11 protein-coding genes and 2 pseudogenes are annotated in these 16,265 nt (G+C 73.1%); 5 read left to right on the top strand and 8 right to left on the bottom strand.

Annotated elements, in window-relative coordinates:
- The first annotated feature begins 29 nt into the window (after nt 1–29).
- Nucleotides 30–2,408: a DEAD/DEAH box helicase gene (locus BUS84_RS25225; RefSeq protein WP_084757842.1), complete on the top strand. Its 2,379-nt coding sequence runs from the start codon at nt 30–32 to the stop codon at nt 2,406–2,408.
- Nucleotides 2,409–2,829: 421 nt separating this feature from the next.
- Nucleotides 2,830–3,408, top strand: coding sequence for an LURP-one-related family protein (locus BUS84_RS25215; RefSeq protein WP_074316124.1), 579 nt, complete (start codon nt 2,830–2,832; stop codon nt 3,406–3,408).
- 339 nt (nt 3,409–3,747) lie between these two features.
- On the opposite strand, the gene BUS84_RS25210 is transcribed toward BUS84_RS25215, so the two are convergent.
- Nucleotides 3,748–4,068 carry an Rv3654c family TadE-like protein gene (locus tag BUS84_RS25210; RefSeq protein WP_074316122.1) on the bottom strand — a complete coding sequence of 107 codons (321 nt, stop codon included), beginning with the start codon at nt 4,066–4,068 and terminating at the stop codon, nt 3,748–3,750.
- Between the two features lie 364 nt (nt 4,069–4,432).
- On the opposite strand from BUS84_RS25210, the gene BUS84_RS25205 reads away from it, so the two are divergent.
- Nucleotides 4,433–4,654 (top strand): substrate-binding domain-containing protein, encoded by a 222-nt coding sequence (locus tag BUS84_RS25205; protein ID WP_074316120.1) that lies wholly within the window; start codon nt 4,433–4,435, stop codon nt 4,652–4,654.
- A gap of 112 nt (nt 4,655–4,766) precedes the next feature.
- On the opposite strand, the gene BUS84_RS25200 is transcribed toward BUS84_RS25205, so the two are convergent.
- The 3 genes and pseudogenes from BUS84_RS25200 to BUS84_RS25190 form a co-directional block, all read right to left on the bottom strand.
- The gene (locus tag BUS84_RS25200; protein ID WP_074316118.1) at nt 4,767–5,162 is read right to left on the bottom strand and encodes a hypothetical protein; all 396 of its coding nucleotides are present in this window, start codon (nt 5,160–5,162) and stop codon (nt 4,767–4,769) included.
- Between the two features lie 63 nt (nt 5,163–5,225).
- Nucleotides 5,226–5,741, bottom strand: a pseudogene (locus tag BUS84_RS25195) (adenylate/guanylate cyclase domain-containing protein); the annotation flags it as partial.
- Nucleotides 5,742–6,012: 271 nt separating this feature from the next.
- Nucleotides 6,013–10,437 carry a S8 family serine peptidase gene (locus BUS84_RS25190; protein WP_074316115.1) on the bottom strand — a complete coding sequence of 1,475 codons (4,425 nt, stop codon included), beginning with the start codon at nt 10,435–10,437 and terminating at the stop codon, nt 6,013–6,015.
- 336 nt (nt 10,438–10,773) lie between these two features.
- Here BUS84_RS25190 and BUS84_RS25185 point away from each other — a divergent pair, with 336 nt between their 5' ends.
- Both BUS84_RS25185 and BUS84_RS25180 read left to right on the top strand, forming a co-directional pair.
- Nucleotides 10,774–11,769 carry a helix-turn-helix transcriptional regulator gene (locus BUS84_RS25185; RefSeq protein WP_074319094.1) on the top strand — a complete coding sequence of 332 codons (996 nt, stop codon included), beginning with the start codon at nt 10,774–10,776 and terminating at the stop codon, nt 11,767–11,769.
- A 2-nt stretch (nt 11,770–11,771) separates the two neighbouring features.
- Nucleotides 11,772–12,764 (top strand): helix-turn-helix domain-containing protein, encoded by a 993-nt coding sequence (locus tag BUS84_RS25180; protein WP_084757582.1) that lies wholly within the window; start codon nt 11,772–11,774, stop codon nt 12,762–12,764.
- A gap of 155 nt (nt 12,765–12,919) precedes the next feature.
- Here BUS84_RS25180 and BUS84_RS25175 read toward each other — a convergent pair whose 3' ends face one another.
- The 4 genes and pseudogenes from BUS84_RS25175 to ssd form a co-directional block, all read right to left on the bottom strand.
- Nucleotides 12,920–13,555, bottom strand: coding sequence for a hypothetical protein (locus BUS84_RS25175; RefSeq protein ID WP_074316111.1), 636 nt, complete (start codon nt 13,553–13,555; stop codon nt 12,920–12,922).
- A gap of 237 nt (nt 13,556–13,792) precedes the next feature.
- Nucleotides 13,793–13,945, bottom strand: a complete 153-nt coding sequence (locus BUS84_RS41340; protein ID WP_425293464.1) for a DUF3800 domain-containing protein — start codon at nt 13,943–13,945, stop codon at nt 13,793–13,795.
- 592 nt (nt 13,946–14,537) lie between these two features.
- Nucleotides 14,538–15,152: pseudogene (locus BUS84_RS25170) on the bottom strand (ATPase, T2SS/T4P/T4SS family); the annotation flags it as partial.
- Nucleotides 15,149–16,210, bottom strand: coding sequence for a septum site-determining protein Ssd (gene ssd / locus BUS84_RS25165; protein WP_425293507.1), 1,062 nt, complete (start codon nt 16,208–16,210; stop codon nt 15,149–15,151). The pseudogene BUS84_RS25170 and the gene ssd, both read right to left, overlap by 4 nt.
- Nucleotides 16,211–16,265 lie beyond the last annotated feature (55 nt).

Raw genomic sequence — 16,265 nt, 5'->3', positions numbered from 1 at the left:
CTCCGAACACCAGTGCGAGAGTGCAGGGCGTGTCGTCCGCAGCCACCGTATCCGCAGATCCCGGCCCCGAACCATCGCCGGTCGACCTGCTGCGCCGGCTGCGCGCCCGGAGCGCCGGTGATCCGGTCACCCACGTCGAACGGGTGCCGGCCCGCGCCGGGGTGCCCGCACCGTGGCCGTCGTGGACGCCCGCGGAGCTACGCGAGGCGTTCGCCCGCCGCGGCGTGGTCGCGCCCTGGCGACACCAGGCCGAGGCGGCCACCCTGGCGTACGACGGCGGCCACGTGGTGGTCGCCACCGGCACCGCGTCCGGCAAGTCCCTGGCGTACCAGCTCCCGTCGCTGGCCACGCTGCTCGCCGACCCCCGGGCCACCGTGCTGTACCTGGCACCGACCAAGGCGCTCGCCGCCGACCAGTTGCGGGCCGTGGCCGGGTTGGAGCTGGAGGGGGTACGCCCGGCCTGCTACGACGGGGACACTCCGCGCGCCGAGCGGGAGTGGATCCGCCGGCACTCCCGGTTCGTGCTGACCAACCCCGACATGCTGCACCACGGCATCCTGCCCGGGCACGCCCAGTGGTCGGGCTTCCTTCGCCGGCTGGCGTACGTGGTGATCGACGAGTGCCACACGTACCGGGGCGTTTTCGGCTCGCACGTGGCGCACGTGCTGCGCCGGCTGCGCCGCCAGTGCGCCCGGTTCGGGGCCACCCCGGTGTTCGTGCTCGCCTCGGCGACCTCCGGCGACCCGGCGACCGCGGCCGGGCGGCTGACCGGCCTGCCGGTGACGGCGGTCACCGAGGACGCCTCGCCGCGCGGCGGGGTGACCTTCGCACTCTGGGAGCCACCGCTGCTGCCACCGGACTCGTCGGCGGCCTCCTCCCTGGCGCCCGCCCAGGCGGCGGGCGGGCACGACGACGTGCCGGATCTCATCCAGGTCCGCCGGTCGGCGCTGCGGGAGACCGCGGACCTGCTCGCCGACACGGTCGCCGAGGGGGTACGCACGCTCGCGTTCGTCCGGTCGCGCAAGGGCGCCGAGGTGGTGGCGGCCAGCGCGCGCCGGGCGTTGGACGAGGCGGTGCCGGGGCTCGGCAAGCGGGTGGCCGCCTACCGGGGCGGCTACCTGCGCGAGGAGCGGCGGGAGCTGGAGCGGGCCCTGCTGCACGGCGACCTGCTCGGCCTGGCCTCCACCAACGCGCTCGAGCTGGGCGTGGACCTGATCGGCCTGGACGCGGTGCTGATCTGCGGATACCCGGGCACCCGCGCCTCACTCTGGCAGCAGGCGGGCCGCGCCGGGCGCTCCGGGCAAGAGGCGCTGGCGGTGCTGGTGGCCCGGGACGATCCGCTGGACACCTATCTGATCCACCACCCGGAGGCGATCTTCGGGGCGCCGGTCGAGGCGACGGTCCTCGACCCGGCCAACCCGTACGTGCTGGCCCCGCAGCTCGCCTGCGCCGCGGTCGAGGCCCCGCTCACCCCGGCCGACCTGGCGCTCTTCGGTGACGGGGCGAAGGAGGCGATCGACGAGCTGGTGGCGGCCGGGGCGCTGCGGCAGCGGCCCACCGGCTGGTACTGGCGGCACCGGGAGCGCCCCGAGGTGGATCTGCGCGGTGAGGGCGGCGCCCCGGTCTGCGTGGTGGAGTCGGCCACCGGCCGGCTGCTGGGCACGGTCGACGGCGGCTCCTCGCACTTCCTTCTCCACCCCGGCGCGGTCTACCTGCATCAGGGCGTCTCGTACGTGGTGGACGAGCTCGACCTCGCCGACGGCTGCGCGCTGGTGCACGCGGAGGAGCCGGACTGGTCCACCCACGCCAGGGACGTCACCGACCTGTCCGTGGTGTCCGTGCGCTCCTACGTGGACGCGGGGCCGGTCGGCATGTTCCTCGGCGAGGTGGACGTGACCAGTCAGGTGGTGTCGTACCAGCGACGCCGGATCGCCACCGGCGAAGTGATCGACACGCGGCCGCTCGACCTGCCCACCCGGGAGCTGCGCACGGTGGCCGTCTGGTTCACGCTGTCGCCGCAGTCGCTGACCGCGGCCGGTGTGCAGGGCCCGGACGTGCCGGGTGCGCTGCACGCCGCCGAACACGCCGCGATCGGCCTGCTGCCGCTGATGGCCACCTGCGACCGGTGGGACATCGGTGGGCTCTCCACCGCCGTGCACCCGGACACCGAGGCGCCGACCGTCTTCGTCTACGACGGGCACCCGGGCGGCGCGGGCTTCGCCGAGCGGGCGTACGGGACGGCGTCGGCGTGGCTGCGGGCCACCCGGGGCGCGATCGCGGAGTGCGGCTGCGAGACGGGTTGCCCGTCCTGCGTGCAGTCCCCGAAGTGCGGCAACGGCAACAACCCGCTCTCCAAGCCGGACGCGATCCGGGTGCTCGACGTGGTGCTGGCGAACCTGCCCGCCTGAGCCACCTTGCATGATTCCGCGCGGAACGGGGCACAACGATGGGAGCGCTTCCGTCGATGCCTGCCTTTTCAGCCCGTCCCGTGCCCAAGGAGGAGCCGTGGCCGACACCATCGCCGAGACCGTCGACCTGCTCTACACCATCGACCAGGACAAACTCACCCTCGCCCAGCAGATCGCGCTCGGATCCGCGCTGGCCGCCCTGGCCTAGGCGGAGCGGCTGGAGCAGATCAACGAGCGGCTGCAAAGCATCCACCAGGTCCTCAACGGATGGGCGCTGCGCGTCACCGTCGACGGCCGCTGACCTCCGTGGGAACGGCCGGGCGCGGTGGACACGGCCACGGGTGGGAGCGCCCGGACGCGGGCCGGCGGCGGTCGTCATGCTGTGCGAGACTCCGGCGCACAATCCCCCAGAGGAGATCAGATGCAGCTCGACAACTTGCAGACCCTGCAGCATTTCCACATCCGCCAGCGGCTGCGGATGATGGTCAACCAGTACGAGGTCCGGGCGGCCTCGCCGGACGGCACCGAGGGCGAACTGCTGGCCTTCGCACAGCAGAAGCGGCTCGCCTTCAAGGAGCAGGTGACGATCTACACCGACGACTCCAAGCAGCAGCCTCTGCTCGGCTTCAAGGCCCGCCAGCGCATCGACCTGGGTGCCACGTACGACGTGACCGACCCGGCCGGCAACCCGATCGGCCTGTTCCGCAAGGACTTCGCCCAGTCGCTGCTCCGTTCCACCTGGCACGTCGAGCAGGCCGGACTGCCGCAGGTGACGGGCCAGGAGCGCAGCATGCCGGTGGCGCTGCTGCGCCGGTTCGTCGACTCGCTGTCCTGGCTGCCGTACCACTTCGACTTCACCGCCGGCGGCCAGCCCGTCTTCTCGGTCGTGAAGAAGTGGGGCCTGCGCGACAAGTACATCGTCGAGGTGCAGAACCCGCAGATCGACCGGCGCCTGGTCATCGCGATGGCCGTCGCTCTCGACGCGCTCCAGGCCCGCTGACGCACCCCGGCTCACCGAGCCACCGACTTCTTCGCCCGCTGGCCGGGACACGGGCCAACCGCCCATGTCCCGGCCAGCAGGCTGTCGGCCGGCGGCTGTTCTGCGGTCCCTGTGGAGTTGATGTCGCAGACGCATCGCGTCTGATGTCGTCACCGATTCAGCTGCACAGTGTGGCGGCGGCGAGCAGCCGCGCGCCCTCGGCCAGGTCTGTCGGGTTTGTGCGACCGCACCTGCCGGTGCGCGATCCGGTGCGGGGCCTGAGCTGCGGGCCGAAGGCAGCCGGGTCCTGGTCGAGGTCGTGGTCCTGTCGTGGTCGACGGGTGCGGGGTCGACCGCCATTCAGCCGCGCACCGGACCGGCGCGGGCCGTCGACGCCGCGACCCGGGTCAGGCCGGGTAGTGGCGTGATCGCCACCTCGACGGTCACCAGCACATCCAGCCCGTCGATACGACAGTCGACCAGCCGGCCACCGTTGCGCCCGGCGATCTCCGCGGCGGACGCGCACGCCGCCGCATCGCCGTGGAGCGCCCTGGCCGCCCCGGCCAGCGCGCCCAGGTCGGCCGCCACCGCCGCCCGCTGCGCCGCCATTCCGGCCTCGGCGACGGCGGCGCCGAACGTACCCACCAGCACGAAGACCAGACCCACCGCCAGCAGGAGCACAGTTGCCCCACCTCGCTCGGGGTCCGTCCGCTCGGCGTCCGGCCTCTCCCCGTGCGGCCATTCAGTATCCGGCCGCTCGGTGCGCCGTCGCTCGGTGTGCGGTCGCGCGGCGTCCGGCCTCCTCCCGTTCGGCCAGTCAGTCTCCGGCCGCTCGGTGTGCGGTCGCTCAGTCTCCGGTCGCTCGGTGTGCGGTCGCTCATGGCGGAGGTGCGCCCGGTCGGTCCTGGTCTGGTGCTCCGGCATGCCTGGGCATCGATTCATCGGCTCACTCCCGTGGCTCCGGGTTCCACGGCCGCGACGGCGGTGGCGACCACGGTGATCCGCGGGAGGCGGCCGCCCAACGCGCGTACGGGCGCCGGAGGTCGTGCTGGTCACCCCGTGCGGCTTCCACCTCGACGGAGCGGCCGAGCAGGCCGCGGCGGTGGTCCCGCACTTCCCGGACGCGGAGGTCTGGGCCGTCGACGCGGACGGGCTGATCGTGCGGGCCGGACCCCGGCTGGTCGACGGGGTCGAGGCGATCGCGGGGATCCTGCACCCGGACGCCGTGCCGGCCCCGCCGGCGGGCAGCATCCGCCGGGTGGCCTGACGCCGCCCGGCCCGGTCCGCCGACGCGCGGTCGGGTCGCCGCCCGTCGGTGGGCCCGCTGGCACAGCTCCCGCTCGGCCCGGCCGGCGAGGTAGTCGCCGGCCGCGGGCGGGTTAGGCAGGTCGGTGCGAGGGCCGGCCCTCGGGGCCGAGCGGGGCGAGCCGACGCCAGCGCGGCAGCTCGGTGACCACGGTGGACAGCGCCACGGCGGTCACGACCAGGGCGGCCGGCCACGGCCACGCGAACCAGGCCGAGACCGCCGCAGCGACCAGTTGCAACCCCACCAGCGCGATGGTGACCGCCCCGGGCACGGGGACCAGGACGTGGTTCTTGTCGCCGGGGGTGGCGAAAACGGTCGGCAGCCCCACGAGGACGACCACCGAGGCGACCGCCAGCGGCACCGAGTGCGGGGCGAGCGCCCACGGCGTGGCCACCCAGGCGATCAGCTCGCTGAGGAACCGCAGCGCGGAGGAGAGGTCCGGTCGGCCCGGCGATCCGTTGTCGATCACCGGGCCAGTATGCCGGGACTGAGCACCGTCGTTCCGGTGCACCCGAGCCTAGTCAGGCGGCTGCTGGAAGAGGCGCTCCCGGTCGTCGAATCCGCGCAGCCGGTGCAGGCCGAGGTCGAGCAGGGAGGCGCCGGCGGGCAGCGGGTCGGCCCGGCGGGCGGTGGACGCCGAGCAGAGCACCTGGCCGCCGTGCGCGGCGGCGGCGATCCGGGCCGCACGGTGCACCTCGGGGCTGGCGTACTCGCCGTCGCGTGGTTCGGCGTAGCCGGTGTGCAGGCCCATCCGCACCCTCGGCGCGGCCTCGGGGGTGGGCCAGTCGTGGCTGGTCAGGGCCCGCTGGGCGGTGAGGCAGGCGGTCAACGCGGCGGTCGCGTCCGCGAACGCGAGGAAGAACGAGTCGCCCTCGGTCAACAGCTCCGCGCCGCCGGTGCCGGCCAGTGTCCGGAGCAGCAACCGGCGGTGCTCGCGCAGCACCGGTCGGTAGTCCGGGCCGAGCAGTTGGGCGAGCCGGGTCGAGCCCTCGATGTCGGTGAACACGAAGGTCACCCACCCGGTCGGGAGCTGGATCCGTTCCGCCATGCGTCGAACCTCCGCCCGTGACGTCGGGTTCATGCTGCCCGAAGCCGAGCGGTCACGCATCGTGAGAACGGCCCGGCCGGGCTCGGACTCAAGGTGCCACTCGGCCACGCCCAGGGCAAGGTCGGCCCTCCGCTCGGTGGTTGTCCGGCGCTCCCGGGGCTCGGGCCGGCAGGCCTCGGCCCACGATCGTGCCCGCTCACGGGGCGGGCCAGCCCCGCCGGGGACCGGCTGACCGGTTCCGGCGGGACTGGCCCTAGGAGTGGTGCCGGCCTCAGCCGGTACGCAGGGCGATGTTCACGGTGTTCTTCGCCCCCCGGATCGTGGTCACCGTCGACGCCGGCTGGAATCCGGGCGCGGCCGCGGTGACCTGGACCTTCTGGTTCTTCCCCAGCCGCAGCTGGTAGCGGCCGTGGGCGTCGGTCACCACGGTGTAGCTGACCGGCCCGCAGCCCTGTTGACCGTGCCCGTCGGCCTGGTAGTCGCCGCAGACGGTCACGGTCGCGCCCGCGACCGCGCCACCGGTGGCGGCGTCGGTCACCGTCCCGCTCAGCGTCGTCCAGTTCGGCGGCGCCTCGAAGTGACCGGTCACCGCCACGTTGCTCCCCGGGTACGGGGTGTCGCTGAGCACGACCAGCCGCGCGGCCAGATCACCCGGCTGGGTGACCGCGTCGCCGTCGACCCGGACGGTCACCTCGACCGACCGGCCCGGCGCCACGTCGAACTCCGGCTTGTCCACCGACAGCCACGGCACGTCCGCCGTACCGCCGCAGTAGTCGTAACCCGGCAGCATCTCGGCGCTGACCGACGGAGCCCACAGGGTCACCGAACCACCGACCCGGTACGCACCACACGCCGTGGCGGCGTCGGTGCTCGGGTAGTTCACGTTGGGCAGCCGGCCCCAGCTGTCCGAGACCGGGTCGAACTCGACCGCTTCGTTGGTCAGCATGGAGCCGTTCTGCATGCCGCTGAAGAGCTGCAGCTTGTCGTAGGCGCCACTGGCTCCCATGGCGAAGACGCCGTACGGCGCGTCCGCGCCCCGGGTCCAGGCACCGGTGGCCGGGTCGAACAGGAAGGTGGACGCGACCGCGAAGTCACCGTCGTACCCACCGGCGCAGACGACCCGTTCGGCGACCCCGGCGCAGCCGGGGGCATCCACCCCGGCGGGGTAGTCGGCGAGGCGGGTCCACGAGTTCCCACTCGGGTCGTACCGGTAGACCGTCGCGGCCTGCGCCGGACACGACCCGACACAGCCGCCGACGACGTAGAGACGCCCGTCGAGCGCCGCGATCGCGGGGGCGCTGAGGCCCTGCGGCAGGTCCGCCGCCCGTCCCCAGGAGTCGTGGACGGGATCGTAGACGTACACGGTCTTGAGCAGCGTGCCCTGCGTGCTCGTGCCGCCGACCACGTACATCTTGTCGTCGAGGAAGATGCCTGCGGCGCTCGCGACCGCCTCCGGGGTGTCGGCGATCGAACTCCATTCGAGCGTCACCGGGTCGTAGACGTACCCCTTGCGGGTCATTCCCTCCAGGAAGCCGGTGGTGGTGCCACCCACGGAGTAGAGCTTGCCCGCGTGGTAGCCCGCGGTGTTGTACAGGATCCGGGTCGGGTAGTTGGCGATCCTGGTCCACGGCCCGACGTCCGGGGTTACCTCCCCCTGGACGGTCGGCTCCACCGGCTGGACCGGTTGGCCCGCCGGCGCCTTCGGCAGCGGCCCCGTCCTCGGCGGATCCGCCTTCACGCGCCGCAGCGGCGCACCGGTCTCCTCGGCGACCCGTTGAGCCGCCGGGCCGGTCGGAGTGACGACCTGCTCGCCCAGCTTGACGTGCAACGGACGGGCGCCGTCGTTGGTGAAGGTGAGGGTGCGGGTGGCCGACTTCCCGAGCCGCGTGGTGAGGTCGAGGCTCTTTCCGCTGACCTTCAGCTGCCCGGCGCCCAGCCGCCAGTCCTTCCTGGTGACGCCGTCCGGCGACACGGCGGTGCGCGCCTCCCCGGTGGCGTACCGGGGGTAGCTGACCGTGAACGTCGGCTTCGCCTGCGAGGTGAACAGCCAGTAGAAGCCGTCCGTCAGGTTCGGGTCGAGCGGCGTCGCGGCGCTGACCGCGAGCTCGCTCCCACTCGCCTTGTCGATCACCTTCGCGCCGTCGACGGGGTCACCGGTGCTGTCGTCGCGCACCACGCCGGTGACCAGGCCGCCGGGGGTCGGAACGCAGGCGCCGACGCTGACGTCGTCCACCTGCCACAGCGCGATACCGCTGCCGGCGTAGTGGAAACGCAGCCGGGTCCGCGCCTGACCGGCGGCCTGCGGCAGCGGGACGTTCACCGGCCCGCTGGCGTTCTCGGTGCTCTTCTGCCAGACGGTGGTCCAGGTCGAGCCGCCATCCAGGCTCAGGTCGATGCCCGCCCGCGCGGTTCCGCCCTCACCCAGGTAGAGCGTCTTGAACGCGAGTTGCGGCGCGCTCTGGTCCGACAGGTCGATCACCGGCGAGACGAGGTTGGTGTCCTCCTCGGCGAGGTCGTTGTGCCAGGAGTTGGCGCTGGCGAAGCCACCGGTGCCCCCGGTGACGTTGTCCAGACCACCAGGCGTGTCGAACTGCCAGGCGTGCCCGCCGCCGAGGTTGTCCTCGACCGTCCAGCCCGCCCGCTTGCCCGGGTCCGTCCACCCTTCGAAGTCCGTCCGCAAGGGGTACGCGTAGCCAGGGGCCAGGCAAGACGCCTCGACGATCTGCGTTCGGACGTCGCGGACCACGTCCCCCTCGCCGACCGGGACGTCCACCGCGCTGGTCTGGTAACCGGGATAGACCGGGTTCACGGTCAGGTGGTACGTCGAGTCGGCGGGCAGGCTCAGCTCGTACCGACCGGTCTCCGGGTCCGTGAACCACGGCCCGACCGGCAGACCGGGCGCGCTGATCCGCGCGTACAGGGGCCAGCCGTGTCCGGAGTCGTCGGTGACCGTACCGCTGACCTTGGCCTCGGCGGTCCGCTGGAGCGCGACGTCCCGGGTGGCGGTGGCGTTGGCGGTGACCGTCGCGGACGCGCTGCCGTCGCCGTACCCGTAGGTGGAGGCCGTCACGTCGTACTCGCCGGCCGACAGCGTGGCGGCGTAGCTGCCGTCCGCGCCGGTGGTGACCGTACGGTGGATCGGGCCGCTGATCTTGACCTCGGCACCGCTGAGCGGCTCGCCGGTCTTCGCGTCGGTGACCTTGCCGGTCAACCGGCCGGTCTCGCCGCGCGGGGCCTCCGCGATCGCGGCGTAGGCGTCCAGCTTGCCCTGGCCCCAGACGTTGTTGTTGGTCGGCGTACCGCCGCAACTGGTGTCGTTGACGTCGACGGCGACCTGGTCGAGCACGGCCGTGGTGCCGGCGATGTCCCCGATGAGTCCGGGCGCGGCCGACCACAGCAGGGCGATCGCGCCGGCCACGTGTGGGCTGGCCATGGACGTGCCACTCAGTACGCCGTAGCCGCCGCCCGGAACGCTGGAGCGGACGTCCACCCCGGGGGCGGCGATGTTCGGCTTGGTGATGCCGCCCGCGCCCGGACCCCGGCTGGAGAAGTACCCGATCTTGCCGTTCACGTCGAAGGCGCCGGCGCTGTAGGTGGACGCGTAGTCCCCCGGGGTGCCCGAGGTGTCGCAGCCGCCCTCGCCCGCGTTGCCGTTGGAGAACATCGGGAAGATGCCGGCGGCCCGCCAGTCCTCGACGACGTCGGCGAACCACGGGTCGCTGGCGGAGCCGTTGTCGCTGCCCCACGAGTTGTTCACGATGTGCGGGCGCAGGTCCGGCCGCGGGTCCTGGCCGGCCAGGTTCGTCGGCGCGAGCATCCACTCCGCGGAGGCGAGCAGCGCGAAGTCCGAGCAGCCCCGCTCCTCGCAGCCCTTCGCGGCGATCCAGCGGGCGCCGGGCGCGACACCGATGTGGTTGCCGGGACCGCCGTCGCCGACCATCGTGCCCATCGTGTGCGTGCCGTGCTGGTTGTTGTCACACGGTGCGAGCGACGGCGAGCCGCACACCTGGGACGGGTCGTACCAGTTGTAGTCGTGCGAGAAGCCGGCCTCGCCCATGTTGCCCCGGTACGACTTCGCCAGGGCCGGGTGGTCGTACTGCACGCCGCTGTCGATGCTGCCCACGACGATGCCCTCGCCGCGCGTGCCGTCCGCCCACACCCGGTCGGCGCCGATCGCGTGGACGCCCCACTCCACCTCGTCGACGTCGGCGACCTGCTGCGCCTTCAGCGGCTCCGGCAGCTCGTACATGCGGTGCACCTGAATGGCGCTGACCTCGGTCTCCTTGGCGAGGGTCTCGGCCAGGTCGAGGGTGCCGCGGGCGACGTACACGGTGTTGGAGGCGTAGAAGGTGTGGTACTCCACGCCCTCCGCCTTCAGCCGGCGGACGACGTCCGCCTGACTCTTCTCAGCCGTCTTCCGCAGCGCCTCGACGACCGCCGCGCCACGCTCGTCCCAGTCCTTGATGGCCGACGCCGCGGACAGGTCGGCGCGGTCGTCCAGGCGTACCCAGAACGGCTGCGCCGGAAGGGTCTTCATGCTCGCCCGCAACTCCGGCTGGATCTTCTCCGGCGCTGCGGCAGCGGGCTCGCCGGGCCCGCCGGTCACGGACACCACGCCGGCCACCAGGCCCAGCGCCGCGACCAAGCTGAGAACCTGCGACCACCGGGCCCGCCGGGCAGCCCGGCCGGCGCTCATCAGGCACCTCCCGGCCGGAGTCCGGCGATGACCCGGCTGGCGCACGAGGGCACCGGTTCGGGCGGCAACACCTGCCGCCCTGTCATATTCAGGGGTACTGCTTTGGATGACACGCTCCGCACTCTCCTCCGGTGAGTCGACTCACGACCGCGCCCGCCGGCTGAGCCGATCGGCCATGGTCGCGAGCGCATCCGGCACCGGCACAGGTTTCCTGGCGAGCGCGCCTGCCGACGATGCCACCACTGCCGATTCGGCAGAAGGCAGTTGTGACGTCCGGTTCACGCCACCGGCGGGAACCGGATGGACATCAACCCGAGGTTGCCGCACGATGAACGGGTGCTGCGGATCTTGGGGGTCACGGCGGCCGAGCAGGCGCTCTACGAGTGGTTGCTCGAACGCCCGGCGGTTCCCCTTGAGACGCTCGACCGGTCGGCCGCCGACCAGCCGTGGCGAGGGCAGGCCCGTCCGCTGCTCGCCCGGCTCGAGGAGTTGGGGCTGGCGCTGCGACTGCCCGGGGCCCCGGCGCGATTCCAGGCGGTGGCACCGGACGAGGTCTCCGATGTACTGACCCTCGCCGGTAAACGCGCCCTGTCCCGCGCCCGGGCCCGGCGCGCCCGGCTGGCGGCGGTCTTCCACGCCGGTCAGCACCCGCACGACGCGGGAGGCCTCGTCGAGATCCTGCACGGAAAGCAGGCGATCAAGCAAGCGTTCATCGACGTCCAGCTCAGCGCCCGTCATGAGGTACGGGTCTTCGACGCTCCGCCCTACGTGGACGTCCCGCCCCTGAACGAGCCGGTGGAGTTGGAGCTGCTGCGCCAGGGCATCCACTATCGGGTGATCTACGACCGGCGGGGGCTCGACGATCCCGGCCGGCTCGCCGACTTCGCACAGGGGCTCTCCGTCGGCGAGGAGATCCGCGTCTCCACCGTGCCGATCAAGCTGGTGCTCAGTGACCACCCGCTGGCGCTGCTCCCGGTCCACCCCGAGAACGTCGAGTCCGCCATGCTCGTCCGCGACCCGACCCTGATCGAGATGCTCGGCGCGCTGTTCGAGATCACCTGGGAGCAGGGCGTCCCGTTGCAGGTACGCGACGGCCACCCGCAGCTCGTGGAGGTCGGCGACGCACCGTCGCCGGTCGAGGGCGAACTGCTACCCCTGCTCGCGGCCGGGCTGACCGACGCGGCGATCGCCGCCCAGCAGGGCTGCACCGAACGCACGGTGCGTCGCCGGATCAGCGCGATGCTGCGGCGGTTGGGGGCGGCCAGCCGGTTCCAGGCCGGCTACCAGGCCATCCGCCGCGGCTGGATCACCACGTCCGGAGGCGTGGTCTGACAGTGCCGACGCATCCGGAGGGCGACCTCGACGCGGCCGGCCTGACCGCGGTCGAGTCCGCGGCGTACGAACTGGTCGTCGCGCAGCCGGGTGCCACGGCGGTCGACCTCGACCGGTCCTGGATCCGTTCCGAGCCGCTGCGTGACGCGCTCGGCGCGCTCGCCGCCGCCGGGCTCGTCGTGGCGGGCGACGACGACCCGACCACCTACACGGCCGTCGACCCCGAGGTCGCCCTCGACGCACCGATCCGGGCGTACGAGCGGCGGTTGCAGGCCGCCCGCGAGCACCTCCACCGCCTGGCCGCGGTCCACCGCACGGACCCCAGCCTCACCGACTCGACCGCCGTGCTGGAGGTGGTCAGCGGGCGCGAGGCGGTGCTGGAACGGCTCCACCGCCTCCGGCGTACGGCCGAGACGGAGATCCTCTGCCTGGACAAGCCCCCGTACCTCGACGGGGCCGGCACGACGAGCGGTGGGGTCGAGCTGCTCCGGCGAGGCGTGCGCTCCCGCACCATCTACGAGCGCTCGTCCCTCGAACAGCCGGGCGCCCTGCACGGGCTCGAACAGCTCGTTGCCGCCGGCCAGCAGGCCCGGGTACTGCCGACCCTGCCACTCAAGCTCTACCTCGCCGACGGCCGGTACGGCCTGCTCATCCGCCGGCCCGACGACGAGGGTGGGAGCGCCGTGCTGCTCCGGCCCTGCGCGCTCCTCGACGCCCTGGGGCACCTCTTCGAAGGGCTGTGGCGGTCCGCCCTGCCACTGCAACCCTCTCCGGCCGCGCCACCGAACCACCGCCCTCCGGTCGAGCACCGACGGCTCATCGCGCTCCTGCTCTCCGGGCTCACCGACGAGGCGATCGCGCGCCAGCTCGGCGTCGGCTACCGCACCGCGCAGCGACACATCGCGGCGCTGATGGCCTCACTCGGCGCCCGTACCCGGTTTCAGGCCGGTGTGCAGGCCGCCCGCCGGGAAGAGCGGGAAGAGCACGAACCGTAGGAGCCGCTGTCGCCCGGCTCAGCAGCCGCAGAGTTCGGCTTTGCCGACTCGGGTGGCGGACACGCTATCCTCATCCGCCGCCTTGCTCCGACCTCGCCGGGGCGAAGTGTGGCCCAGAACCCAGCTCTCCACCAGCGGGCGAGCTCAGCGAGAGTTCAGCAGCGCCGTTCCCGCTGAGCTTGCGCGGTCTGGATCAGCCAGCGGCCGTCGTCGTAAAGGACCGCCTTGGCCACGACCGGGTAGCGGGTGCTCTGGCCGGGCGCGGAAACCGCCTCACCGGTGCTCTTGCGGACCACACGCCAGTTGCCGTGGTCGAAGCAGTCCTCGATCTGCACCGTGAAGGGCCGAGAGCTGACATTCACCTGCGTCGCCTGCGGCGACCAGGACGGCGTGCCCGCGTTGATCAGTCCCTGCTGCTGGTGCTGCTGCAGAATCAGCCGGATCTGCGTCAGCAGCGGGTCCGCCGTGTACCGCCGCAAATCCCCGCCCGAGACGTCACTGGTCGCCATCGCGGCCAGCTGCGCCTCCCGATAGCTGTTGTAGGCGGCCAGGGCGTCGGCCCGGGCCTCGGCGGCCTCCGCATCCTCGGTCGAGGACGGGGCGGCGGCGGCGCTGCACGTCGGGCGCTCTCGGACCCGCCCGGACTGGGCCCGGCCGACAAGGTTTAGTGGTGTCGTCGCCGGCGCGCTCGATGTCGTGCATGCGTTTGGCGAGATCCGCCCAACGCTCGTACGGCACGGCGTGAGGGCCGAGAGCTGATCGCCGGCATGGAAGACGTGGGGGCGCGGCACCCGGCCGAGGATTCCGCCCGGACCGGACGATCCTCGCCACCTGCGGTTCGTTGTGTGGTGACGCACAACTGCTGCTAGCTTGGAAGCCGCAGGACGTCCTACGGGGCTCCCGCGCCCGCCTTAGGGCCCGCGTGAGCGGGCCCTTCGTGCATTCCGGGGTCAAGGACTGCGTAGCCATCGGATCTGAACGCCACGAGTGGTAGTGCCGCCGCTCGAGGAGCGTCCACAGCTGCTCATTCACACCTGCGACGCCCGGGTCCGTGCTCGGAAGCTTAAGTCGCTGGACGCGAACGTCACTAGGTCGACGGCCTGCAGAAGAGGACTCGCGTGCGATGGCGCGAAGTGCGGCGTGTCGAGATCGGGGTCAGCCTCCGGGCCGGTGCCCGACACCCGGTAGCGGGTCAGGTCGGCCCCGGTGGGAGGGCTGGTACGAGTAGCCGGACTAAGGCCGCTCAGCGAGTCGCCGACCGCTGGATCACAGCATCCCTGTTGGGGACGGAGTGCGGCGACTTCACCGGCCGGGTGCTCTCTGGGGGCGCTGGTCCGCCAGGCTGACCAGCCGCTGCCGGCGCGTTGTCACCCACGTCGCAGTCCGTCCCGACCGACGGCTCCACCTCCACTCTGGGCACATCCGGCAGCGGATGACCAGGTGCCCGCCGCAGCGGCACGGCCACCAGTCGCGCATGGGGGTGGTCACCGAGCGTCCGGCGTAGCCGTGGCCGTTGTGGCACTCGTGCGGCTCGTCGCTGACCAGCTCCCGGACCGGCCGGTACAGAAAGGCGACCACCCGTTCGTCCGATCAGAGCGAGACTGCGGGTGCGGTCATACCGTGCCTCCGAACCAGAGCCCGGCGCCTCGTCGTGCAAGTTCCCGCTTGCGCTCGTCATAGTCCGGCAACACCCGTACGAGGAGATGCCAGAAGGCGGGCCCGTGTGTGGCTCGCGCAAATGCGCCAGCTCGTGTGCCAGGACGTAGTCGACCAGTTGAGCAGCGTCGTCTTGCCCGACCCGGTGCCGCCGGTGACCAGGTACGCCAGCCGGGCCGCGACGACGGCGGCGAGCAGTGGTGCCACCGGTCGCGGCACGGTCCCCTGGCGCACCAACTCGTCGAGGGTGAACGGGCGGTGCCGGAAGGTCCGCAGGGACAGGTAGGGGCCCTCGGTCGCCACCGGGGGAAGAACGGCGTGCAGCCGGGTGCCGAACGGGAGCCGCGCGTCCGCGTACGGGGAGCCGTCGTCGAGCCGCCGCCCGGCGCTGGCGATCAGTCGCTGCGCCAACCGGCGGACATCCTCCACCGAGCCCACCGGCACTGCGACCTGGTGCAACCCCGCCCCGCGGTCGACCCAGACCCGGGTGCCGTTGACCAGCACGTCGGTGACCTCCGGGTCGGCCAGCAGTGGTGCCAGCGGCCCGGCGCCGACGAGGTCGTCGTGGACCCGGTCGGCGATCCGCAGCACTGCGGTGTCACCGAGCACCGCGGTGGTGGGCTCGGCCCGCACTGCGGAGACGATCGTCGCCGGGGTGACCGGGGTGGTGGCGGCGGCGATCCGTTGCCGCACCCGGGCGGCGAGGGTGTGGTCCTCCGGCCGGCCGGTCATGCCGCACCCGTCGCGGGCACGCCGGTGAGGTCGGTGACGATCCGTTGGCAGAGCGTGGCCAGCGGGCCCTTGCCTGCGGCGGCCGGCGCCTCGCCGCGTTCCAGGCCGCGGCAGAGCCCCGGCTCGGGGCGCAGTGTGCCGGCGAGGGGAAGACCGAGTGCCCGCGCCACCTCGGTCGCTCGCAGATGGCCCGGCGCGGGGCCGCGCACCACCACCGAGAGCGCGGCGCAGTGCGGGGCGGCGGCAGCCACCACTCGCGCGGCGGCCGCCGTGGCACGCAGTTCGGCCGGGACGACGACGAACGCCTGATCGGCCGCCTGCAACGCGATCACGGCGGCGTCGTCCAGTTGCCGAGGGAGGTCGACGACCACGAAGTCCCGACCGCGCCGGGCGGCGTCGACGGTGGCGGCCATCGCCGCCGCGGGCAGGGCCAGCAGGTCGCCGCGATCCCAGGAGAGCACCACCAGGTCGCCCCGGCTGGGCAGGGCCCGGACCGGCGCCGGGGCGTCGACCCGCCCGTCCGCACTGGTGAGCGACGGCCAGCGCAGCCCGTCCAGCTGCTCCCAGCCGAGCACGAGGTCGAGGCCACCGCCGAGCGGATCGGCGTCGACGAGCAGGGTGCGCAGCCGCGACCGGGCGGCGGTGACGGCGAGCCCGCCGGCGAGCACGCTCGCCCCGGCGCCACCCCGGCCACCGAGCAACGCGACGATCCGGGCTCCGGAGCCGTCCGGCCGGTCCGAGCCCTGCACGGCGAACCGGTCCACCAGCCACGGCTCCGCGGCGGGCAGCGTGGCGACGTGCTCGGCGCCGATCAGCTCGGCGATCTGCCAGCCGGGGTCGAGCTGGCCGGTCCGGCCGACCAGCACCAGCCGGGGACGCTGCGGCAGCCGGGCCCGCAGGCACGGCTGCGCCTGGTCGGCGCCGAGCAGCACCAGCGGTGCGGGTAGCCAACGGGTGCGGGCGGCGGCCGGGTCGGCGGCGAGCTCCACCTCGGTGCCGCCGGCGGCGGCGAGCCGGAGCAGGTCGTCGAGCAGGTCGCCGTCCCCCGTGACGACCAGCGGTAGCCGGCGGATCGGCGGATCGGCGGAACGGAGGTACGGGGTGGCATCGCGG

This window comes from Micromonospora cremea (assembly GCF_900143515.1).
In the GTDB taxonomy this organism is placed as follows: domain Bacteria; phylum Actinomycetota; class Actinomycetes; order Mycobacteriales; family Micromonosporaceae; genus Micromonospora; species Micromonospora cremea.
The sequence above is the reverse complement of the archived record's forward strand: the minus strand, read 5'-3'. Positions and strand labels throughout refer to the sequence as shown.